General features: G+C 64.3%; 18 protein-coding genes. 15 read left to right on the top strand and 3 right to left on the bottom strand.

What is annotated here, in order from left to right; all coding sequences use genetic code 11:
- The first annotated feature begins 140 nt into the window (after positions 1-140).
- From ACSHT2_RS24110 to ACSHT2_RS24125, 4 genes are all read left to right on the top strand, one after another.
- Positions 141-1,268, top strand: a complete 1,128-nt coding sequence (locus ACSHT2_RS24110) for an acyl-CoA dehydrogenase family protein (protein WP_440636957.1) — start codon at positions 141-143, stop codon at positions 1,266-1,268.
- Between the two features lie 119 nt (positions 1,269-1,387).
- Complete coding sequence (locus ACSHT2_RS24115; protein ID WP_440636958.1) at positions 1,388-2,635, top strand: acyl-CoA dehydrogenase; 1,248 nt, start codon at positions 1,388-1,390, stop codon at positions 2,633-2,635.
- A gap of 115 nt (positions 2,636-2,750) precedes the next feature.
- Positions 2,751-3,995, top strand: a complete 1,245-nt coding sequence (locus ACSHT2_RS24120; protein ID WP_440636959.1) for an acyl-CoA dehydrogenase — start codon at positions 2,751-2,753, stop codon at positions 3,993-3,995.
- A gap of 171 nt (positions 3,996-4,166) precedes the next feature.
- On the top strand, positions 4,167-4,880 hold the full coding sequence (locus tag ACSHT2_RS24125) for a nitroreductase (RefSeq protein WP_440636960.1): 714 nt from the start codon (positions 4,167-4,169) through the stop codon (positions 4,878-4,880).
- Positions 4,881-4,956: 76 nt separating this feature from the next.
- Here the strand turns inward: ACSHT2_RS24125 and ACSHT2_RS24130 are convergent, their stop codons facing one another.
- Positions 4,957-5,505 carry a sigma-70 family RNA polymerase sigma factor gene (locus ACSHT2_RS24130; protein ID WP_140976407.1) on the bottom strand — a complete coding sequence of 183 codons (549 nt, stop codon included), beginning with the start codon at positions 5,503-5,505 and terminating at the stop codon, positions 4,957-4,959.
- On the bottom strand, positions 5,505-5,735 hold the full coding sequence (locus tag ACSHT2_RS24135; RefSeq protein ID WP_199752298.1) for a NepR family anti-sigma factor: 231 nt from the start codon (positions 5,733-5,735) through the stop codon (positions 5,505-5,507). The genes ACSHT2_RS24130 and ACSHT2_RS24135 overlap by 1 nt, the downstream gene beginning before the upstream one ends.
- Positions 5,736-5,953: 218 nt before the next feature.
- Between ACSHT2_RS24135 and ACSHT2_RS24140 the strand changes: the two genes are divergently transcribed.
- Positions 5,954-6,760: a response regulator gene (locus ACSHT2_RS24140; RefSeq protein ID WP_440636963.1), complete on the top strand. Its 807-nt coding sequence runs from the start codon at positions 5,954-5,956 to the stop codon at positions 6,758-6,760.
- A gap of 66 nt (positions 6,761-6,826) precedes the next feature.
- Here the strand turns inward: ACSHT2_RS24140 and ACSHT2_RS24145 are convergent, their stop codons facing one another.
- Positions 6,827-7,297, bottom strand: a complete 471-nt coding sequence (locus ACSHT2_RS24145) for a TonB family protein (RefSeq protein WP_440636964.1) — start codon at positions 7,295-7,297, stop codon at positions 6,827-6,829.
- 183 nt (positions 7,298-7,480) lie between these two features.
- Here ACSHT2_RS24145 and ACSHT2_RS24150 point away from each other — a divergent pair, with 183 nt between their 5' ends.
- The 10 genes from ACSHT2_RS24150 (at position 7,481) to ACSHT2_RS24195 (ending at position 16,439) form a co-directional block, all read left to right on the top strand.
- On the top strand, positions 7,481-8,080 hold the full coding sequence (locus ACSHT2_RS24150) for a nuclear transport factor 2 family protein (protein WP_440636965.1): 600 nt from the start codon (positions 7,481-7,483) through the stop codon (positions 8,078-8,080).
- A 249-nt stretch (positions 8,081-8,329) separates the two neighbouring features.
- Positions 8,330-8,752 (top strand): hypothetical protein, encoded by a 423-nt coding sequence (locus ACSHT2_RS24155; protein ID WP_440636967.1) that lies wholly within the window; start codon positions 8,330-8,332, stop codon positions 8,750-8,752.
- Between the two features lie 112 nt (positions 8,753-8,864).
- Positions 8,865-10,742 (top strand): molecular chaperone HtpG, encoded by a 1,878-nt coding sequence (gene htpG, locus ACSHT2_RS24160; RefSeq protein WP_440636968.1) that lies wholly within the window; start codon positions 8,865-8,867, stop codon positions 10,740-10,742.
- Between the two features lie 129 nt (positions 10,743-10,871).
- Positions 10,872-11,153, top strand: a complete 282-nt coding sequence (locus ACSHT2_RS24165; protein ID WP_194391353.1) for a DUF3551 domain-containing protein — start codon at positions 10,872-10,874, stop codon at positions 11,151-11,153.
- A 9-nt stretch (positions 11,154-11,162) separates the two neighbouring features.
- Positions 11,163-11,465 carry a DUF3551 domain-containing protein gene (locus ACSHT2_RS24170; RefSeq protein ID WP_440636969.1) on the top strand — a complete coding sequence of 101 codons (303 nt, stop codon included), beginning with the start codon at positions 11,163-11,165 and terminating at the stop codon, positions 11,463-11,465.
- A 350-nt stretch (positions 11,466-11,815) separates the two neighbouring features.
- Positions 11,816-13,630 carry a long-chain-acyl-CoA synthetase gene (locus ACSHT2_RS24175; RefSeq protein WP_440636971.1) on the top strand — a complete coding sequence of 605 codons (1,815 nt, stop codon included), beginning with the start codon at positions 11,816-11,818 and terminating at the stop codon, positions 13,628-13,630.
- A gap of 143 nt (positions 13,631-13,773) precedes the next feature.
- A complete protein-coding gene (locus ACSHT2_RS24180; protein ID WP_015688794.1) occupies positions 13,774-14,019 on the top strand; it encodes an acyl carrier protein in 246 nt (81 codons plus the stop codon).
- Positions 14,006-15,388: a class I adenylate-forming enzyme family protein gene (locus ACSHT2_RS24185; RefSeq protein ID WP_440636973.1), complete on the top strand. Its 1,383-nt coding sequence runs from the start codon at positions 14,006-14,008 to the stop codon at positions 15,386-15,388. The genes ACSHT2_RS24180 and ACSHT2_RS24185 overlap by 14 nt, the downstream gene beginning before the upstream one ends.
- Positions 15,381-16,103, top strand: coding sequence for an SDR family NAD(P)-dependent oxidoreductase (locus ACSHT2_RS24190; protein ID WP_440636975.1), 723 nt, complete (start codon positions 15,381-15,383; stop codon positions 16,101-16,103). The genes ACSHT2_RS24185 and ACSHT2_RS24190 overlap by 8 nt, the downstream gene beginning before the upstream one ends.
- A gap of 126 nt (positions 16,104-16,229) precedes the next feature.
- On the top strand, positions 16,230-16,439 hold the full coding sequence (locus tag ACSHT2_RS24195) for a hypothetical protein (RefSeq protein ID WP_440636976.1): 210 nt from the start codon (positions 16,230-16,232) through the stop codon (positions 16,437-16,439).
- Positions 16,440-16,458 lie beyond the last annotated feature (19 nt).

Raw genomic sequence — 16,458 nt, forward strand, 5'->3', positions numbered from 1 at the left:
CACTGTCATTCCGGGGCGCGCGTAGCGCGAACCCGGAATCCATCGGGCGACATACGCCCGGCGAAATGGATTCCGGGCTCGCGACGTTGTCGCGCCCCGGAATGACGGCCTCGAACGACAATGAACAAAGGTAGCCCGCCATGAACTTCGATTTTTCCGACGACCAGAAGCAGCTCCGCGACCAGGCGCGCAAGTTCCTCACTGAGAAGTGTCCGCCCAAGGCGGTGCGCGTCGTGCTCGATGGCAAGGCGCCTTACGACAAGGAGCTGTGGAAGGGTCTTGCCGAGATGGGCTTTCTCGGCGTCGCAATTCCCGAGGAGTTCGGCGGTGCGGGTGCCGGCCATCTCGAGCTCTGCGTGATTGCGGAGGAAATGGGCCGGGCCAACGCGCCGGTACCGTTCTCCTCGACCGTGTATCTTGCCGCCGAAGCGCTGCTGCTCGCCGGCAGCGAGGCGCAAAAGAAGAAATGGTTGCCGGCGATCGCCTCGGGAGAGGCGATCGGCACGCTCGCGCTGTTCGAGGGCAAGGGCAATCCGTCGCCGAAGAACGTCCAGCTTGCCGCAGCGAACGGCGTGCTCAATGGTGTCAAGAAGCCGGTTGCCGACGGGGCAATCGCCGATTTCGCGGTGGTTGCCGCGCGCACGGGATCGAGCGGGCGCGAGAATGACGTCTCGCTGTTCCTGGTCGATCTCAAGGCCGGCGGCGTCGAGGTGAAAAGCCTCACCAATCTCGATCCGACCCGCGGGCAGGCCGAGATCGCCTTCAGGGAATGCAAGGCGGAGCCGCTCGGCGCCGCGGGCGAGGGCTGGAGCATTCTTACCCAGGTGCTCGACCGCGCCGCGGTGCTGTGCGCGTTCGAGCAGGTCGGTGGTGCTGATCGCGCCCTGGAGATGGGCCGCGACTACGCGCTCGACCGCATCGCCTTCGGCCGGCAGATCGGCTCCTTCCAGGCGGTCAAGCACATGCTGGCCGACATGTACGTCTCGGCGACGCTGGCGCGCTCCAACAGTTATTACGGCGCCTGGGCGCTCTCGACCAACGCAGCCGAGCTGCCGGAGGCAGCGGCCGCGGCGCGCATCAGCGCGACGCAGGCGTTCCAGCACTGCGCCAAGAACAACATCCAGGTTCACGGCGGCATGGGTTTCACCTGGGAGTTCGACTGCCACATGTACTACCGCCGCGCCAATGTGATGGCGCTGGGGCTTGGTAGCCTGTCCTATTGGGAAGACCAGTTGATCGACCGCATGCGCAAGAAGAACGCGGCTTGATGTTGTCGTCATTCCGGGGCGGCGCGATAGCGCCGAACCCGGAATCCGGAGATGAGTGAATAACGTCGAGATTCCGGGTTCGCGCTGCGCGCGCCCCGGAATGACAGAGAGAAAAAGCCATGAACTTCGACGACACCCCGCAGGAAGCCGAGTTCCGCGCCACCGCGCGCGCGTGGATCGCTGCCAACGCGCCCAAGCAGTATGAAGAGGAACTGCGCAAGTCCTCGCTTGGCCGAACGCAGCTCAAGAACGCTGACATCCTCGAGGTCGCAAAGGCCTGGCAGAAGAAGAAAGCCGATGCCGGCTGGGCCTGTCTGCACTGGCCGAAGGACTATGGCGGCCGTGGCTCGTCGCCGATCGAGCGCGTGATCTGGCAGCAGGAGGAGGGCCCGTTCGGCAAGCTCTCGCACATGTTCATCATCGGCCATGGCATGTGCGGGCCGACCATGATGGCCTTCGCGCGCGAGGAGCATAGGCGCAAATATCTGCCGCCGCTCGCGTCCGGCGAGAAGGTCTGGTGCCAGCTGTTCTCCGAGCCGGCCGGCGGCTCGGACGTCGCGGGCCTGCGCACGCGTGCCGAGAAGGATGGCGACGACTGGATCGTCAACGGCCAGAAGATCTGGACGTCGGGCGCGCATTACTCCGACTACGGCATCCTCTTGACCCGCAGCGATCCCACCGTGCCCAAGCACAAGGGCCTCACCATGTTCTTCCTGGACATGAAGAGTCCCGGCGTCGAGGTGCGGCCGATCAAGCAGGCGAGCGGTGCCTCCGACTTCAACGAGGTCTATTTCACCAATGTCCGCATTCCCGACCATCAGCGGCTCGGCGAGGTCGGTGACGGTTGGAACGTCTCGCTGACCACGCTGATGAACGAGCGCATGTCGATCGGCGCGGGCGTGTCGACCGGTTTTCCGGAGCTGTTCGAATATTGCTCGAGCCTGATGCTCGACGATGGGCCTGCGATCGAGGACCGCGCGGTGCGCTCGAAGCTGGCGAGCTGGGCGGTGAAGGCGAGCGGCCTGCGCTACACCAGCATGCGCGCGATCTCGGCACTGTCCAAGGGCGAGCGTCCGGGGCCGGAGAATTCGATCGGCAAGCTGGTTGCGGGCTCGATGATCCAGGATGTCGCGACCTACGCGCTGGACTTGCAGGGTGCGGCTGGCGTCGTCAGCGGTCCGGAAGATGCCGAGGTCGCTGGCCGCTTCCAGGCGATGCTGCTGCGCGCGCCGGGCACCCGCGTCGAAGGCGGCACCGACGAGATCATGCGCAACATCATCGCCGAGCGGGTGCTGGGCCTGCCCGGCGACATCCGTGTCGACAAGGACGTGCCATTCAACAAGATCCCGACGAAGGGAAGGAATTAGCCGTCATTCCGGGGCAGGTCGAAGAGCCGCCCCCCGAATCTCGAAGTGAATATGCAAGCTCTAGATTCCGGGTTCGCGCGTTGCGCGCCCCGGAATGACAAGAAAGGGAAGCGCCATGAATTTCGACGACACGCCACAGGAAGCCGCATTCCGCGAGACCGCGCGCAAATGGATCGAGGCCAATGCGCCGAAGGAGCTGCATGCCGAGCTGTCAAAATCCTCGCTCGGCCGTATCCGGCTCGCTCACCGCGACATCGTGGATGTCGGCAAGGCCTGGCAGAAGAAGAAGTTCGAAGGCAATTGGGCCTGCCTGCATTGGCCGAAGGAATATGGCGGCCGCGGTGCGACGCCGATCGAGCGCGTGATCTGGCAGCAGGAGGAGGGCGTCTACGGCAAGCTGACCCAGCCGTTCCAGATCGGCGAAGGCATGTGCGGTCCGACCGTGATGGCGTTCGGCAGCGAAGACGCCAAGCGCCGCTATTTGCCCAAGCTCGCCTCGGGCGAGGAGATCTGGTGCCAGCTGTTCTCGGAGCCATCGGCCGGCTCGGACGTTGCGGGCTTGCGCACGCGCGCCGAGAAGAAGGGCGACAACTGGGTCGTCAACGGCCAGAAGATCTGGACCTCGGGCGCGCATTATTCCGACTACGGCCTCCTGATCGCGCGAACCGATCCGAACGTGCCCAAGCACAAGGGCCTCACCATGTTCTTCCTGGACATGAAGAGCCCCGGCGTCGAGGTGCGACCGATCAAGCAGGCCAATGGCATGCAGGAGTTCAACGAGGTCTATTTCACCGACGTCGTGATCCCCGACGGCCAGCGACTCGGCGCGGTCGGCGAGGGCTGGAGCGTGTCGCTCACCACGCTGATGAACGAGCGCATGTCGATCGGTGCGCGGCTTGCGACCGGCGTGCCTGAGATGTTCGAGTTCTGCTCCGACCTGATGCTGGAGGACGGACTCGCCATCGACGATCCCGCCGTGCGCTCGAAGCTCGCGAGCTGGGCGGCGAAGTCGAATGGGCTGAAATACACCAGCTACCGCACGATCTCGGCGCTGTCGAAGGGCGAGCGGCCGGGTCCGGAAAATTCCATCGGCAAGCTCGTCTCGGGCATGATGCTCCAGGACATTGCGACCTACGCCATGGACCTCCAGGGCGCGGCCGGTGTTCTCACCGGCAACGACGAGGAGACGGTGCAAGGTCAGTTCCAGCAGATGCTGCTGTCCTCGCCCTCGATGCGCATCGCCGGCGGCACCGACGAGATCCTGCGCAACATCATTGCCGAGCGCGTGCTGGGATTGCCCGGCGACATTCGCGTGGACAAGGACGTGCCGTATAACAAGATCCCGACCAAGGGACGATGATATCTCTCGTGCCCCGGACGCGGTGCGACGCCATAAGCGGGTTTACGCGCGTCTTTGACGCGCTATGGTGCCGCTCCGCAGAGCCGGGATCCAGGAGCCACAATGGGCCCCGGCTCTGCGCCGCATCAATTCGTGCTGCGTCGCGTCCGGGGCACGAAAGCGAGACTAGCCATGGACGCCAAAGTGCCCAACGCCCACTATTCCAATGAAGACCGCATCGGCGTGCTCGAAGAGCTCCTCAACGAGCGCTACTCCGTCCGCGCGTTTCTTCCCGAGGAGGTCGATCGCGCGACCATCGAGCATGTGCTGACCACGGCACAGCGCACCGCGTCCTGGTGCAATAGCCAGCCCTGGCAGGTCATCATCGCCAGTGGCGAGGCCAAGGAGCGCTTTCGCAAGGCGATCTACGCGGAGGCCTCAAAGGGCCTTGGCGATGATTACGATTTCACGCCGCCGCGCGAATATGTCGGGGTCTATCTGGAGCGCCGCCGTGAAAGCGGCTTCCAGCTCTACAACACGCTCGGCATCGCGCGCGGAGACAAGGCGGCCTACGCCAGGCAGGCGCTGGAGAACTACAATTTCTTCGGCGCGCCGCATGTCGCGATCATCCACACCAACGAGCCGCTCGGCATTTACGGTGCGATCGATTGCGGCGCTTATGTCGGCAATTTCATGCTGACCGCGCAGGCGCTCGGGCTCGGCACCATTCCGCAGGCAGCGCTCGCGCGGCATTCCGGCCTGATCCGCCGCCACTTCAACCTGTCCGACGACCGCCGCGTCGTCTGCGGCATCTCGTTCGGCTATGCGGACCATGCGAACAAGGTCAACAGCTACCGCACATCGCGTGCCAGCGTGGCCGATACCGTGACCTTCGTGGACGTGTGATCGGTCTCGGACGCGCGCGAAGACGGCCGTAGAAACGGCCGTCTTCATCTCGTCCCGATCCAGTCGACGCCGGCTATCAGCCGCCGCTGCCGCCGATCACGGCCCGCACGGTCTCGTCGGGTCCGAAATCCTCGGCACCGTCGACATAGAGCAGCGCGGCGAGCTTCGAGCGGGCGCGGTTCACGCGGCTCTTGATCGTGCCGACTGCGCAGCCGCAGATCGAGGCCGCGTCCTCGTAGGAGAAGCCGGACGCGCCGACCAGGATCAATGCTTCACGCTGATCCTGCGGAAGCTTGTCCAGCGCCGTGCGAAACTCCTCGAATTCGAGATGCGCATTCTGCGAAGGCTGGGTCTTCAGCGTCTTGGCGTAGTTGCCTTCGGCATCCTCGACCTCGCGCCGCCGCTTGCGATAGTCGGAGCGGAACAGGTTGCGCAGAATCGTGAACAGCCAAGCCGGCAGGTTAGAGCCGGGCTGGAACGAGTCGATGTTGGCGAGCGCACGCAGCAGCGTCTCCTGCACCAGGTCGTCGGCACGGTCCGCATTGCCGCTGAGCGAGATGGCGAAGGCGCGCAGACTAGGGACTGCCGCCAAGATGTCGTCACGCAGGGAGTCCGTGAGAGGCATTAGTCCCTCCCATTGTTGTCGTTGGATCCGCCCTCATTTTCCACGTGGGGTGTCGCCCCCGGCGCATCAAGCTTCTTGATCAGTTCTGCGAACCGATCCGGAACCCCCTGTCGCACGACATCGTCGTACATGGCGCGCAACTGGTGCCCGATCCGCGATTGGATCTCCGGAGTGAGGCCTCCCTTGCCGGGGGTCGTGCTTCTGCTGGCTTGAGACTTGAGATCTTTCATGGCCTGTTCCACGTTTCCCCGAGTTAAGTGACTGCAAATTCGAGAGGTTTTCTCAACCGGGAGCCGTTCCCTGGATAGGCACAATTCCAGGTCCGCGGAAAAGTTCCCAGCTCAGCGGAACTTTTCTTGCCCTGATGCGTAATCAGTTCAGCAGGGGAACCCGGGCCCCCCGCGTGTCTCCTGACCTCAAGGTTGGCCCGAAGACGAATGGAGTGGGGATGTCCCGTTCACAGCTTGTTGCTGAACACTTGCCGTTGTTGCGCCGGTACGCGCGCGCCCTGACCGGCAGCCAGGCCTCCGGTGACGCCTATGTCGCAGCCATGTTGGAAGCCATGCTGGGAGATCCGTCGGTACTCGACGAGAGCCATGGGCCTCGGGCCGGCCTGTTCCGGCTATTCACCCAGATCTGGAATTCGGTCTCGGTCAACGAGGATGCCGAGGTGACAGCCCTGCCGATGCCGCCGGAGCGGCGGCTGTCGAACATCACGCCGCTGCCGCGCCAGGCCTTCCTGCTGCTTTCGCTCGAGGGCTTCTCGGAAGAGGAAGTCGCCTTCGTTCTCGGCACCGACGTCGCGGAAACGCGACGCCTTGCAGACGCCGCCGGACGCGAGATGGCGGCCGAGATTGCGACCGACGTGCTGATCATCGAGGACGAGACCTTCATCGCCATGGACCTCGAGAGCCTGGTGAAGAATCTCGGCCACAACGTCGTCGGCGTCGCGCGCACCCATGCCGATGCAGTGGCGCTGGCCAAGAACAAGCGGCCCGGCCTGATCCTCGCCGACATCCAGCTCGCCGACGGCTCGTCGGGCCTGGATGCGGTCAACGAACTGCTGCGCACCTTCGAGGTGCCCGTGGTGTTCATCACCGCATACCCGGAGCGCTTCCTCACCGGCGAGCGCCCCGAGCCGGCGTTCCTGATCTCAAAACCATTCCAGCCGGCGATGGTGTCGGCGGTGGCGAGCCAGGCGCTGTTCTTCCAGCGCAATTCGCGCAATCGCGCGCCGAAGGCGCCGGCGGCGTAACAACGACGGTATCGAACACGAGGACGGCGCGTCGCAAGGCGCGCCGTTTTTAGTTTGCATACCTTTTCAGCAGCCCCGGCAGATGCTGCGCATCTTGGCGTCGATCTTGGCTTGTTCTCCGGCCGACTCTGCCGGCGGCAGGCTGCCCGACCACGGTAATGTCGTTTTCGCCCTGAAGATGATGGGCGCCGTAAGGTGAAGACCGTCCTCCTCAATCTCGGCGGGCGGCTTGGGAAATGGCGCAGCCGCTTCCACCATAGCCAAAGCCGCGGCGTCGAGTTCGCTGGAGCCCGTGCTTTCGACCAGCGCGCTCGAAATCAAATTGCCCGTCCGATCGAGAACAAGCAGGACTTTAGCCGTACCGCCTTCGACAGGCATATTGCGCGGATAGATCCTCTTGCTCACCAACCGATTGGAAACTTGCCTCTTCCAGGCGATAGAGCTCTCTTGCGCGTCTGGCGCCGCAGTCTGCGCATATGCGGGGAGGGCCGCGAGAAATCCGAGAAACGCGGCCAGCAAGCGGAATTTCATCTTCATCGCTGCGAATGTTAATCTCGTTCTGATTGATGGCAATAACCGTTACGCGTATCGCGTTTGCCTGGCTGTGGGCAATTCGCAGGCCGTGTAGCAGCACCCGCTTGACTGAAACCCAATTGCCCCATTGATACATCGAGCCGATGACGTCCATCGCAGCCTCAAGCCGCCGGGAGCATACGGACCATGGACCAGCAACTCCTCGATCGCCTCGCCATCCGCGACCTCGTCGAGAACTGGGCGGTGTGGCGCGACGCCGGCGACTGGGAGCGCTTTGCCACGGTCTGGCATGACGAGGGCTGGATGTCCGCCACCTGGTTTCAGGGGCCGGCGCGGGATTTCATGCGCGTCAGCCAGGAGGGATTCGCCAAAGGCGTGCGCATCCTGCATTTCCTCGGCGGCACCAGCATCGATCTTGCCGGCGAGCGAGCCATCGCCCAGACCAAGATGACGATCTCGCAGCGTGCCCTCGTGCACGACGTGCTCTGCGACGTCGTCTGCACCGGGCGCTTCTACGATTTCCTGGAGAAGCGGCTGGGCAAATGGGGCATCGTCCGCCGCCAGCCGATCTACGAGAAGGACCGGATCGACCCGGTCGATCCCGCCGCGACACTCCGCCTCGACCAGAAGGCGCTCGCCGCGCTCCCCGAAGGCTACCGCCACCTCGCCTACATGCAGGAGCTGATCGGCTACAAGGTCAAGCGCGACATGCCGGGCCTCACCGGCCCGGAAGTCGAGAAGCTCTATGGCGAAGGGCGGGACTGGCTCGCGGCGAAGGCGAAGTAGCTGCCAGACAAAAGTAAGGCGCGACTGGCATCACCACAGTCGCGCCCTACGTCGCCGGCTTATGGGGCAGGGGGGAATAGCCGGCTGCTGAGACGACTCCCGACTGTCGGAGTCGTTCCACGGCTAGCGAAATATTTCGCCGACCTGCGGCATTTTTCGCACACGGTTAAGTGATCGTAACGATCGAGAACCGCCGATCCTGCGGCGGCGTTGTTCCCGTGATCGCCATGGGGCGAGGGATCGACGGTCATGTCACAGATTCAAAAGGTTTTTTTAGGCGCCTTTGCGATCGTCGCGACGCTCGGTGCTGTGCAATTAGCCTCCGGCCATGATTTGGCTAGTCGCTGGCAGGCGGTCGCCGACACCTCCAGCCACAGCTCGAACTTCGCCCCGGCCCAGAACGTCAATCGCGCCGCAAAGGCGGGCCGGCTCGCCGAGATCAAGCCGGCGCCGGTTCCGACCCGCACGGTGTCGATGCGGCTGAACGACCTCGCCGATACGTCCGTGCTGCTGCGGGTGCCCGCGGTGATCGAGACCGGCAATGCCAAACAGCCAGTGCTGCTCCAGAACCAGCAGAAGGTTCGCAGCAAGCCGACGATCGCCTGTGAGCCGATGGTCAGCTCCCTGACCGAGGTCGCTAAGCTGCTCCAGCCCGGCCGTTGCGTGACCTGATCCGCGCCTCTTGTGAGGGCGGCCCTCCGGGCGGATGCTTCACATCCTCTTGATCCGCCGTGGCCTCGCGCTATATCCGGGTTCCTCCCTTTTGTTTTGACCGGGTAAGCGCATGACGACGTCAGATACGGCTGTGCATATGCAGCCTTTCCAGGCCGAAGTTTCCGAACTGCTGCACCTGATGGTGCACTCCGTCTATTCGGAAACCGACATCTTCCTCCGCGAGCTCATCTCCAATGCCTCCGATGCCTGCGACAAGCTGCGCTACGAGGCCATCGAAAGTCCCGCCCTGCTGGGCGAAGGCGACGCGCTCAAGATCCGCATCATCCCCAACAAGACGGCCAAGACGCTCGCGGTCGCCGACAACGGCATCGGCATGGAGCGGCAGGAGCTGATCGACCACCTCGGCACCATCGCCCGCTCCGGCACCAAGGCGTTCGTGTCCAAGCTGAAGGAGGCCAAGGACGGTCTCGGTCTGATCGGCCAGTTCGGCGTCGGCTTCTATTCCGCCTTCATGGTCGCCGAGAAGATCGTCGTGACCAGCCGCCGCGCCGGCGAGAGCGATGTCTGGACCTGGACCTCCTCCGGCGGCTCCGGCTTCGAGATCGCCCGGGCCAGCGAGGAGGAAGCGGCGCGCGTGACACGCGGCACCGAAATCGTCCTGCACCTGAAGGACGACGCCAAGAAATATCTCGAGACCTACGAGATCGAGCGCATCGTCACAGCCTATTCCGACAACATCCTGTTTCCCATCGAGCTCGTGCCCGAAGAGGGCGAGCCGCGCCAGATCAATTCGGCCAGCGCGCTGTGGCAGCGCGCGAAATCTGAGCTGACTGCAGACGACTACAAGAAGGCCTATCAGCAGATCGCCTCCGCCTTCGACGATCCCGCGATGACGCTGCACTACCGCGCCGAGGGCCGCTACTCCTACGCCGTGCTGCTGTTCGCGCCCTCGACCAAGCCGTTCGACCTGTTCGAGCCGAACCGCAAGGGACGCGTGAAGCTCTACGTCCGGCGCGTCTTCATCACCGATGATGCCGATCTGTTGCCGGGCTATCTGCGCTTCATCCGCGGCGTCGTCGACAGCGAGGATCTCCCGCTCAACATTTCGCGCGAGATGCTTCAGAACAATCCGCAGCTCGCGCAGATCCGCAAAGCCGTGGCGACCCGGGTCGTATCCGAGCTCGAAAGCCTTGCCGATAAGGACCCGGAGAATTTTGCCAAGATCTGGGACGCCTTCGGCGCGGTGCTGAAGGAAGGCATCTACGAGGATTTCGAGCGGCGCGAAAAGCTGCTCGCGCTGTCGCGCTTCACCACCACCTCGGGCGACAAGCGGTCGCTGAAGCAGGTCATCGCCGATTTCAAGCCGAACCAGACCGAGATCTATTATCTCGTCGGCGACAGCATCGAGCGGCTGAAATCCAATCCGCGGCTGGAAGCTGCGACCGCGCGCGGCATCGAGGTGTTGCTGCTGTCCGATCCCGTCGATGCCTTCTGGACTTCGATGCCGTCGGAGTTCGAAGGCAAGCCGCTGAAGTCGCTGAGCCAGGGCGATCTCAATCTCGACCTGATTCCGCGCGTCGACGAGGCGGACGAGGCGAAGAAGGACGAGCCCGCCGCGGATGAAGCGGCCACCATCGCCGTGATCAAGGCTGCGCTCGGCGAGCGCGTCAGCGACGTCAAGGCCTCGACGCGGCTTACCAGCTCGGCGTCCTGCCTCGTCGCCGACAGCCAGGGCCCCAGCCGCGAGCTCGAGCGCATCCTGTCGCAGCAGAACCGTGGCATGAAGACCAAGCCGATCCTCGAGATCAATTTGCGCCATCCGCTGGTCACCGCGGTCACCAAGGCGCAAGCCGGCTCGAAGGTCGTCGACGATCTCAGCCTGCTCCTGCTCGAACAGGCGCAGATCCTGGACGGCGAATTGCCGGAAGACCCGGCGGCGTTCGCGGCAAGGCTGAATCGGCTCGTGCTGCAGGGGCTCGGCGCCTAGCGCCGCAGCCCCACCGTACTCACCTTGCCGTCATTTTTCTCCAGGAACAGTCGCGTCCGCCGTGATGTTGTGCCATATGAAGCCGCCGGCCCCCGATCCGCCAGCGGCTACTGACTTGAGGATGCGTCCATGCGCTTGCCGATCTTGACCCTCACCGCGATTGCCACGCTGTTCGTCGCGGCAGATGCCAGCGCCCAGACCTATGATCCGCGCTATCCGGTGTGCATGCACGTCTATACGCCCGGCGGCTTCGGCGGTGGCGGCGGGGACTATTTCGACTGCTCCTTCACCTCGCTGCCGCAGTGCCGCGCGACCGCGTCGGGCCGCTCGGCGAGCTGCGATCTCAACCCCTATTACGCCTTCGACGAACCGCCGCCGCCGCCGCGCCGGCGCCACAAGAAACAGCACTAGCGGTCGGTGATGCGGTTCTCCCGGATATTCGCGTCGCGTGGTTCGCTCGGCCTGACCATGGCCGTCGGTGTCTTGCTCGCCGCCGCGCCGTCGCATGGGCAAACCTTCGATCCCCGCTATCCCGTCTGCATGCACGTCTATTCCGGTGCGAATGGCGGTGGCGGGGACTGGTACGACTGCTCCTTCACCGCGCTGCCGCAGTGCCGCGCGACCGCGTCGGGCCGCTCGGCGAGCTGCGATCTCAATCCGTACTACCCGGTCAACGCGCCGCACCCGCGCCACAGGCGAAGCGGTCAGCACAAGGGATGGTAGAGCAAGGAATTTCCTGCTTGGCGAAGGCCGCCTAGCGCCTCCCGCTACTCCTTCCTCACGCCCGACAGCTCGACCATTTTGCGCCAGCGATGATTTCCGCCATCAGCATGCTGCCGAACTCATGGGCATTGCTGTGCGCTACGATCTGTGTCCCGGTGTTGCTGCAGGCGCCCGGCTTGGTCTCGCTATTTTGCTGTCGCAAGAATCGCACCGGGCTGCACGTCGATCCCGCCGGCTTGGTAAAGGATCGCTAGAGTTAATCGCGCACTAACGGTGTTTTACCTTGTCTCTTAACACCTGGGCAGTGCGCGCGGGCTAAGCTGCCGGAAACCAGCAGACGGCCCGAGAGAGTGAACAATATGACCACCGGCGTCATCGAGCAGCCGAAAGCCGCACGCGCGCCGTCGGCTTCGAAGGTCTGGCTCAAGGCGATCGAGCTCACTGCGCGGATCGAGGCGTTGCCCGGGCGTCTGTTCGCGGACGTCATCGACGATTGGGCGCAACGCCAGCCCGGCCGCGTCGCGCTGGTCACGGCTGACACAAGTCTCGACTATCAAGGCCTGTCGAAGCGCATCAATCGCTACGCGCGCTGGGCGCGCTCGGTCGGGGTCGCCAAGGGCGATACCGTGGCCCTCATCATGCCGAATGGTATCGACTATCTCGCGGCCTGGCTCGGCATCAGCCGGGTCGGCGGTGTGGCGGCGCTGCTCAATACAAAGCTGGTGGGACAGTCGCTTGCGCATTGCATCGACGTCGCAAAGCCGGCGCACATCATCCTCGCGCACCAGCTGACGGAGCTGCTGGACGGCGCAACGCCACATCTGAAGACGCAGCCCAAGGTCTGGACCCACGGCGATGCCCGCAGCCAGCGCGCGATCGACGTCGCTCATGCCGTCCTCGACGACGGGCCGCTCTCGTCGGATGAACATGGCGACGTCACGATCGACGACCGTGCCCTGCTGATCTACACTTCAGGCACCACCGGCCTGCCGAAGGCGGCCAGCATCAGCCACCGCCGCATCCTTAGCTGGGGCTTCTGGTTCGCCGGCCTCGCCGGCGCGACGCCCCAGGACCGGCTTTACGATTGCCTGCCGCTATTCCACTCGGTCGGCGGCATCGTCGCGCCCTGCAGCATGCTGGCTGCCGGCGGCTCGGTGGTGATTGCCGAGAGGTTCTCGGCTTCGCACTTCTGGTCCGACATCGTCCGGCATGACTGCACGTTGTTCCAGTATATCGGCGAGCTCTGCCGTTACCTGCTGAAGGCGGCGCCGTCGGAATACGAGAACCGGCACCGCCTGCGGCTCGTCTGCGGCAACGGCCTGCGCGGCGACATATGGGAAGATTTCCAGGCGCGCTTCGGCATTCCGCGCATTCTCGAATTTTACGCGGCGACCGAAGGCAACTTCTCGCTGTTCAATGTCGAGGGGCAACCGGGCGCGATCGGGCGCATTCCACCGCTGCTTGCGCATCGCTTTCCCGCCAGTCTCGTCAAGCTCGATCCCGACAGCGGCGTGCCGCTGCGCAATGACGAGGGCTTTTGCATCGCCTGTGCCCGCGGCGAGGCCGGCGAAGCCATCGGCCGCATCGGCACCGCGGACGAGGGCGGCGGCCGCTTCGAGGGCTACACCGATGCCGGTGAGACCGACAAGAAGATCTTGCGCAACGTCTTTGCCAAGGGTGATGCCTGGTTCCGCACCGGCGATCTGATGCGGATCGACGACAAGGGCTTCTTCCATTTCGTCGACCGCATCGGCGACACCTTCCGCTGGAAGGGCGAGAACGTCGCGACCTCGGAGGTGAACGACGCCGTACGCGATTTCACCGGCGTGGTTGACGCCACCACCTACGGCGTCGCCATCCCCGGCACCGACGGCCGCGCCGGCATGAGTGCGATCGTCGTGAACGAGGGCTTTGACATCACCGCGCTGCCTGCGCATCTCGCGCGGTGCCTGCCGGCCTATGCGCGTCCCGTCTTCGTCCGCATCTCGCGCGAACTCGATGCGACCGAGACGTTCAAACAGAAGAAAGGCGATCTCGCGCGAGAGGGATTTGATCCGGCCGCGATCTCGGATCCGCTGTTCGTGCTCGACCCGAAAGCCGGCGGCTATGTCGCGCTGGATTCCAGTACATTTGCCGCAATCGTCGACGGTGCGATCCGGCTGTAACGACAACAAAATCCGCCAGATAGGTCCAATTTTATCTGCATTGTCCAAGAAGCCATTTACTTCTGTCGGGTAGACAGACGGCTACGGGGAGGCGGTCATCAAGAGCCGCCGCAACACGAACGATAACGAAAAGCGAGCCAGCCATGTCGGTAAGGTCAAAGGTCATTGAAGCGATCCAGCAGATCGCCAAGGAGCAGCACGTCACGCTGCCCGCACTCTCGGACGATCTGTCCCTGCACGAGACGGGCTTCGACTCGCTCGCCTTTGCAATTCTTGTGGCGCGCCTCGAGGACGAGACCGGCGTCGACCCTTTCACCATTTCCGAGGACGCAGCGTTCCCCGCCACTGTGGGCGATTTCGTGCGGGCCTACGAAAATGTCCCCGCGTGAGATCTTTGCGCTTCGCGACCATCTCGGCGCGGAGCTGAAAGGCCGCACGATCTCCGATGCGCACGACGTCGTGTCGCTGACCGACGTGCTGTCGCACACGGTTCTGGGCGGTCGCCTGCGCGAGCTGTCCGGTCGCGCCGTGCTGCTCAAGCTGTCCGACCAGCTCCGGTCAGGCCTTGCCATGATCGAGCTCGACGGCATCGCCCGCCGCATGCTGCTGTGTCCGCCGGATCTCAACCCGGCGCATCTTGACTCGCTGATCGCTGATGCCGGCATCGATGCCGTCGTCACCGACGAGCCCGATCGCTGGGGCGGCACCGGCGTGCCGCTGGTCGTCACCGCGCATTTGCCGCTTCAAGCCACCGCGCCGGCCAGAACCGAACGCGCCACCGAATGGCTGATGCTGACTTCGGGCACCTCAGGCGTGCCAAAGATCGTCGGCCATACCCTGGAGGCGCTGACCGGAGCGATCGTTGCCGAAGGCCCAACGCGTGGTCCGGCGCCGGTATGGGCGACGTTCTACGACATTCGCCGCTACGGCGGCCTGCAAATCTTCCTCCGCGCCATCCTGTCCGGCGGCTCGATGGTGCTGTCCGATCCGCATGAAGCGCTCGGCGACCATGTCGCTCGGTTGAATGCGCGCGGCGTCTCGCATATCTCCGGCACGCCCTCGCATTGGCGCAAGCTCCTGATGAGCGGCGCGGCCGCGCAATTCGCCCCGGCTTACGTCCGTCTCTCCGGCGAGATCGCCGACCAGGCTGTGCTCGACGGCTTGAAGGCGGCGTTCCCCCATGCTTCCGTCGGTCACGCCTATGCCTCGACCGAGGCCGGCGTCGGCTTCGCCGTGAATGACGGGCTGGAAGGCTTTCCGGCCAATTATCTCGGCAGTCGCAACGGCGTCGAGATGAAGGTCGTCGACGGTTCGCTGCGGATCCGCTCGGCACGCACCGCGCATGCCTATGTCGGCCGCGACGCGGCGGCGCTCACCGATGCCGACGGCTTTGTCGACAGCGGCGACATCGTCGAGCTGCGCGGCGACCGTTATTACTTCGTCGGCCGTCGCGGCGGCATCATCAATATCGGCGGGCTGAAGGTCCACCCCGAGGAAATCGAGGCGGTGATCAACCGCCATCCCGACGTGCGGATGTCGCGCGCGAAGTCGCGCCGCAGCCCGATCACCGGCGGCATCGTCGTCGCCGACGTGATCCTCGCCGACGGCACCGATCCGGCGCGTGCGAAAGAGATTCGCGACCAGATCCTGGATCAGTGCCGCGCCCAACTCGCGTCCCACAAGGTGCCGGCGGTGATCCGCTTCGTCGAGGCGCTCGACGTCACCCCGGCCGGCAAGCTGGCGCGCACCGATGCATAACGTTCTGGTCACCGGCGGCAGCCGCGGTATAGGTCTTGCCATTGCAACGCGCCTCGTCGGCGGTGGCTTCAACGTGATCGCGGCGGCGCGGCGCGAGAGCGACGAGCTCGGGGCGGCGATTGCCCGGTCCGAAGGGCGGCTGCATTTCCGCGCCTGCGATCTTGCGGTGATCGATGCGATCCCGGCCTTCGCAAAACTCGTCCGCGACGAATTCGGCCCGATCTACGGTCTCGTCAACAATGCCGGCCTCGGCACCGAAGGCCTGCTCGCCACCATGCACAATTCCGAGATCGCGGCACTGGTGCAGCTCAACGTGCTGTCGCCGATCATCCTCACCAAATATGTCGCGCGGCAGATGATGGCCGATGGCGCCGGCCGCATCATCAACATCTCCTCGATCATCGCTACCACCGGCTACAACGGCCTGTCCGTCTACGGCGCGACCAAGGCCGCCGCCACCGGGTTCACCCGCTCGCTCGCGCGCGAGGTCGGCAAGCTCGGCATCACCGTGAACGCGGTCGCACCGGGCTTCATCGACACCGAGCTCACGCATAGTCTCTCCGACGAGGGACGCAAGCGCATCGCTGGCCGCAGCGCGCTGCGTCGCCTGCCGCAGACGGACGACGTCGCGCGCATGGTGGAATATCTGCTGGGGGAAGGCGGCCGCAATGTCACCGGGACGGTGTTCACCGTCGACGCGGGGAATACGGCATAAGTGGAACTCTGCCATCATGATCGCGTTGATCCGGCACAATGACATTCAGCCGGATTTGGTCGTAAGATGCCCCGCAATCGGTTGGGTTACGTCAATCGATCTGCCCTAATCGACGGGGAGCAGTCCATGACCACGCCAAACATGACCGCTTCAAATCGGGGCTGCACGGAGCAATCCCGTGCGAAGTCGGACGATGTCCACTGCCCGCCGATGTCGCATCAGAATTCCGGCAGTCACGGGCATGAAATATACCCGCAGCAATTCGTGCGCCTGGTCGGCTGCCATGATGCGTCTCTCGATCCGCTGCGCAAGCGTCAAGACGTGAAGCTGCACTAGAGCATGATCCGGAACAGTG

Source organism: Bradyrhizobium sp. PUT101 (genome assembly GCF_052043945.1).
Classification (GTDB): Bacteria; Pseudomonadota; Alphaproteobacteria; order Rhizobiales; family Xanthobacteraceae; genus Bradyrhizobium.

Bases quoted from the DNA above. Each gene is read 5' to 3' on its own strand.
- ACSHT2_RS24110 (WP_440636957.1), top strand. From the start codon at position 141: ATGAACTTCGATTTTTCCGACGACCAGAAGCAGCTCCGCGACCAGGCG.
- ACSHT2_RS24115 (WP_440636958.1), top strand. From the start codon at position 1,388: ATGAACTTCGACGACACCCCGCAGGAAGCCGAGTTCCGCGCCACCGCG.
- ACSHT2_RS24120 (WP_440636959.1), top strand. From the start codon at position 2,751: ATGAATTTCGACGACACGCCACAGGAAGCCGCATTCCGCGAGACCGCG.
- ACSHT2_RS24125 (WP_440636960.1), top strand. From the start codon at position 4,167: ATGGACGCCAAAGTGCCCAACGCCCACTATTCCAATGAAGACCGCATC.
- ACSHT2_RS24130 (WP_140976407.1), bottom strand. From the start codon at position 5,505: ATGCCTCTCACGGACTCCCTGCGTGACGACATCTTGGCGGCAGTCCCT.
- ACSHT2_RS24135 (WP_199752298.1), bottom strand. From the start codon at position 5,735: ATGAAAGATCTCAAGTCTCAAGCCAGCAGAAGCACGACCCCCGGCAAG.
- ACSHT2_RS24140 (WP_440636963.1), top strand. From the start codon at position 5,954: ATGTCCCGTTCACAGCTTGTTGCTGAACACTTGCCGTTGTTGCGCCGG.
- ACSHT2_RS24145 (WP_440636964.1), bottom strand. From the start codon at position 7,297: ATGAAGATGAAATTCCGCTTGCTGGCCGCGTTTCTCGGATTTCTCGCG.
- ACSHT2_RS24150 (WP_440636965.1), top strand. From the start codon at position 7,481: ATGGACCAGCAACTCCTCGATCGCCTCGCCATCCGCGACCTCGTCGAG.
- ACSHT2_RS24155 (WP_440636967.1), top strand. From the start codon at position 8,330: ATGTCACAGATTCAAAAGGTTTTTTTAGGCGCCTTTGCGATCGTCGCG.
- htpG (WP_440636968.1), top strand. From the start codon at position 8,865: ATGACGACGTCAGATACGGCTGTGCATATGCAGCCTTTCCAGGCCGAA.
- ACSHT2_RS24165 (WP_194391353.1), top strand. From the start codon at position 10,872: ATGCGCTTGCCGATCTTGACCCTCACCGCGATTGCCACGCTGTTCGTC.
- ACSHT2_RS24170 (WP_440636969.1), top strand. From the start codon at position 11,163: ATGCGGTTCTCCCGGATATTCGCGTCGCGTGGTTCGCTCGGCCTGACC.
- ACSHT2_RS24180 (WP_015688794.1), top strand. From the start codon at position 13,774: ATGTCGGTAAGGTCAAAGGTCATTGAAGCGATCCAGCAGATCGCCAAG.
- ACSHT2_RS24185 (WP_440636973.1), top strand. From the start codon at position 14,006: ATGTCCCCGCGTGAGATCTTTGCGCTTCGCGACCATCTCGGCGCGGAG.
- ACSHT2_RS24190 (WP_440636975.1), top strand. From the start codon at position 15,381: ATGCATAACGTTCTGGTCACCGGCGGCAGCCGCGGTATAGGTCTTGCC.
- ACSHT2_RS24195 (WP_440636976.1), top strand. From the start codon at position 16,230: ATGACCACGCCAAACATGACCGCTTCAAATCGGGGCTGCACGGAGCAA.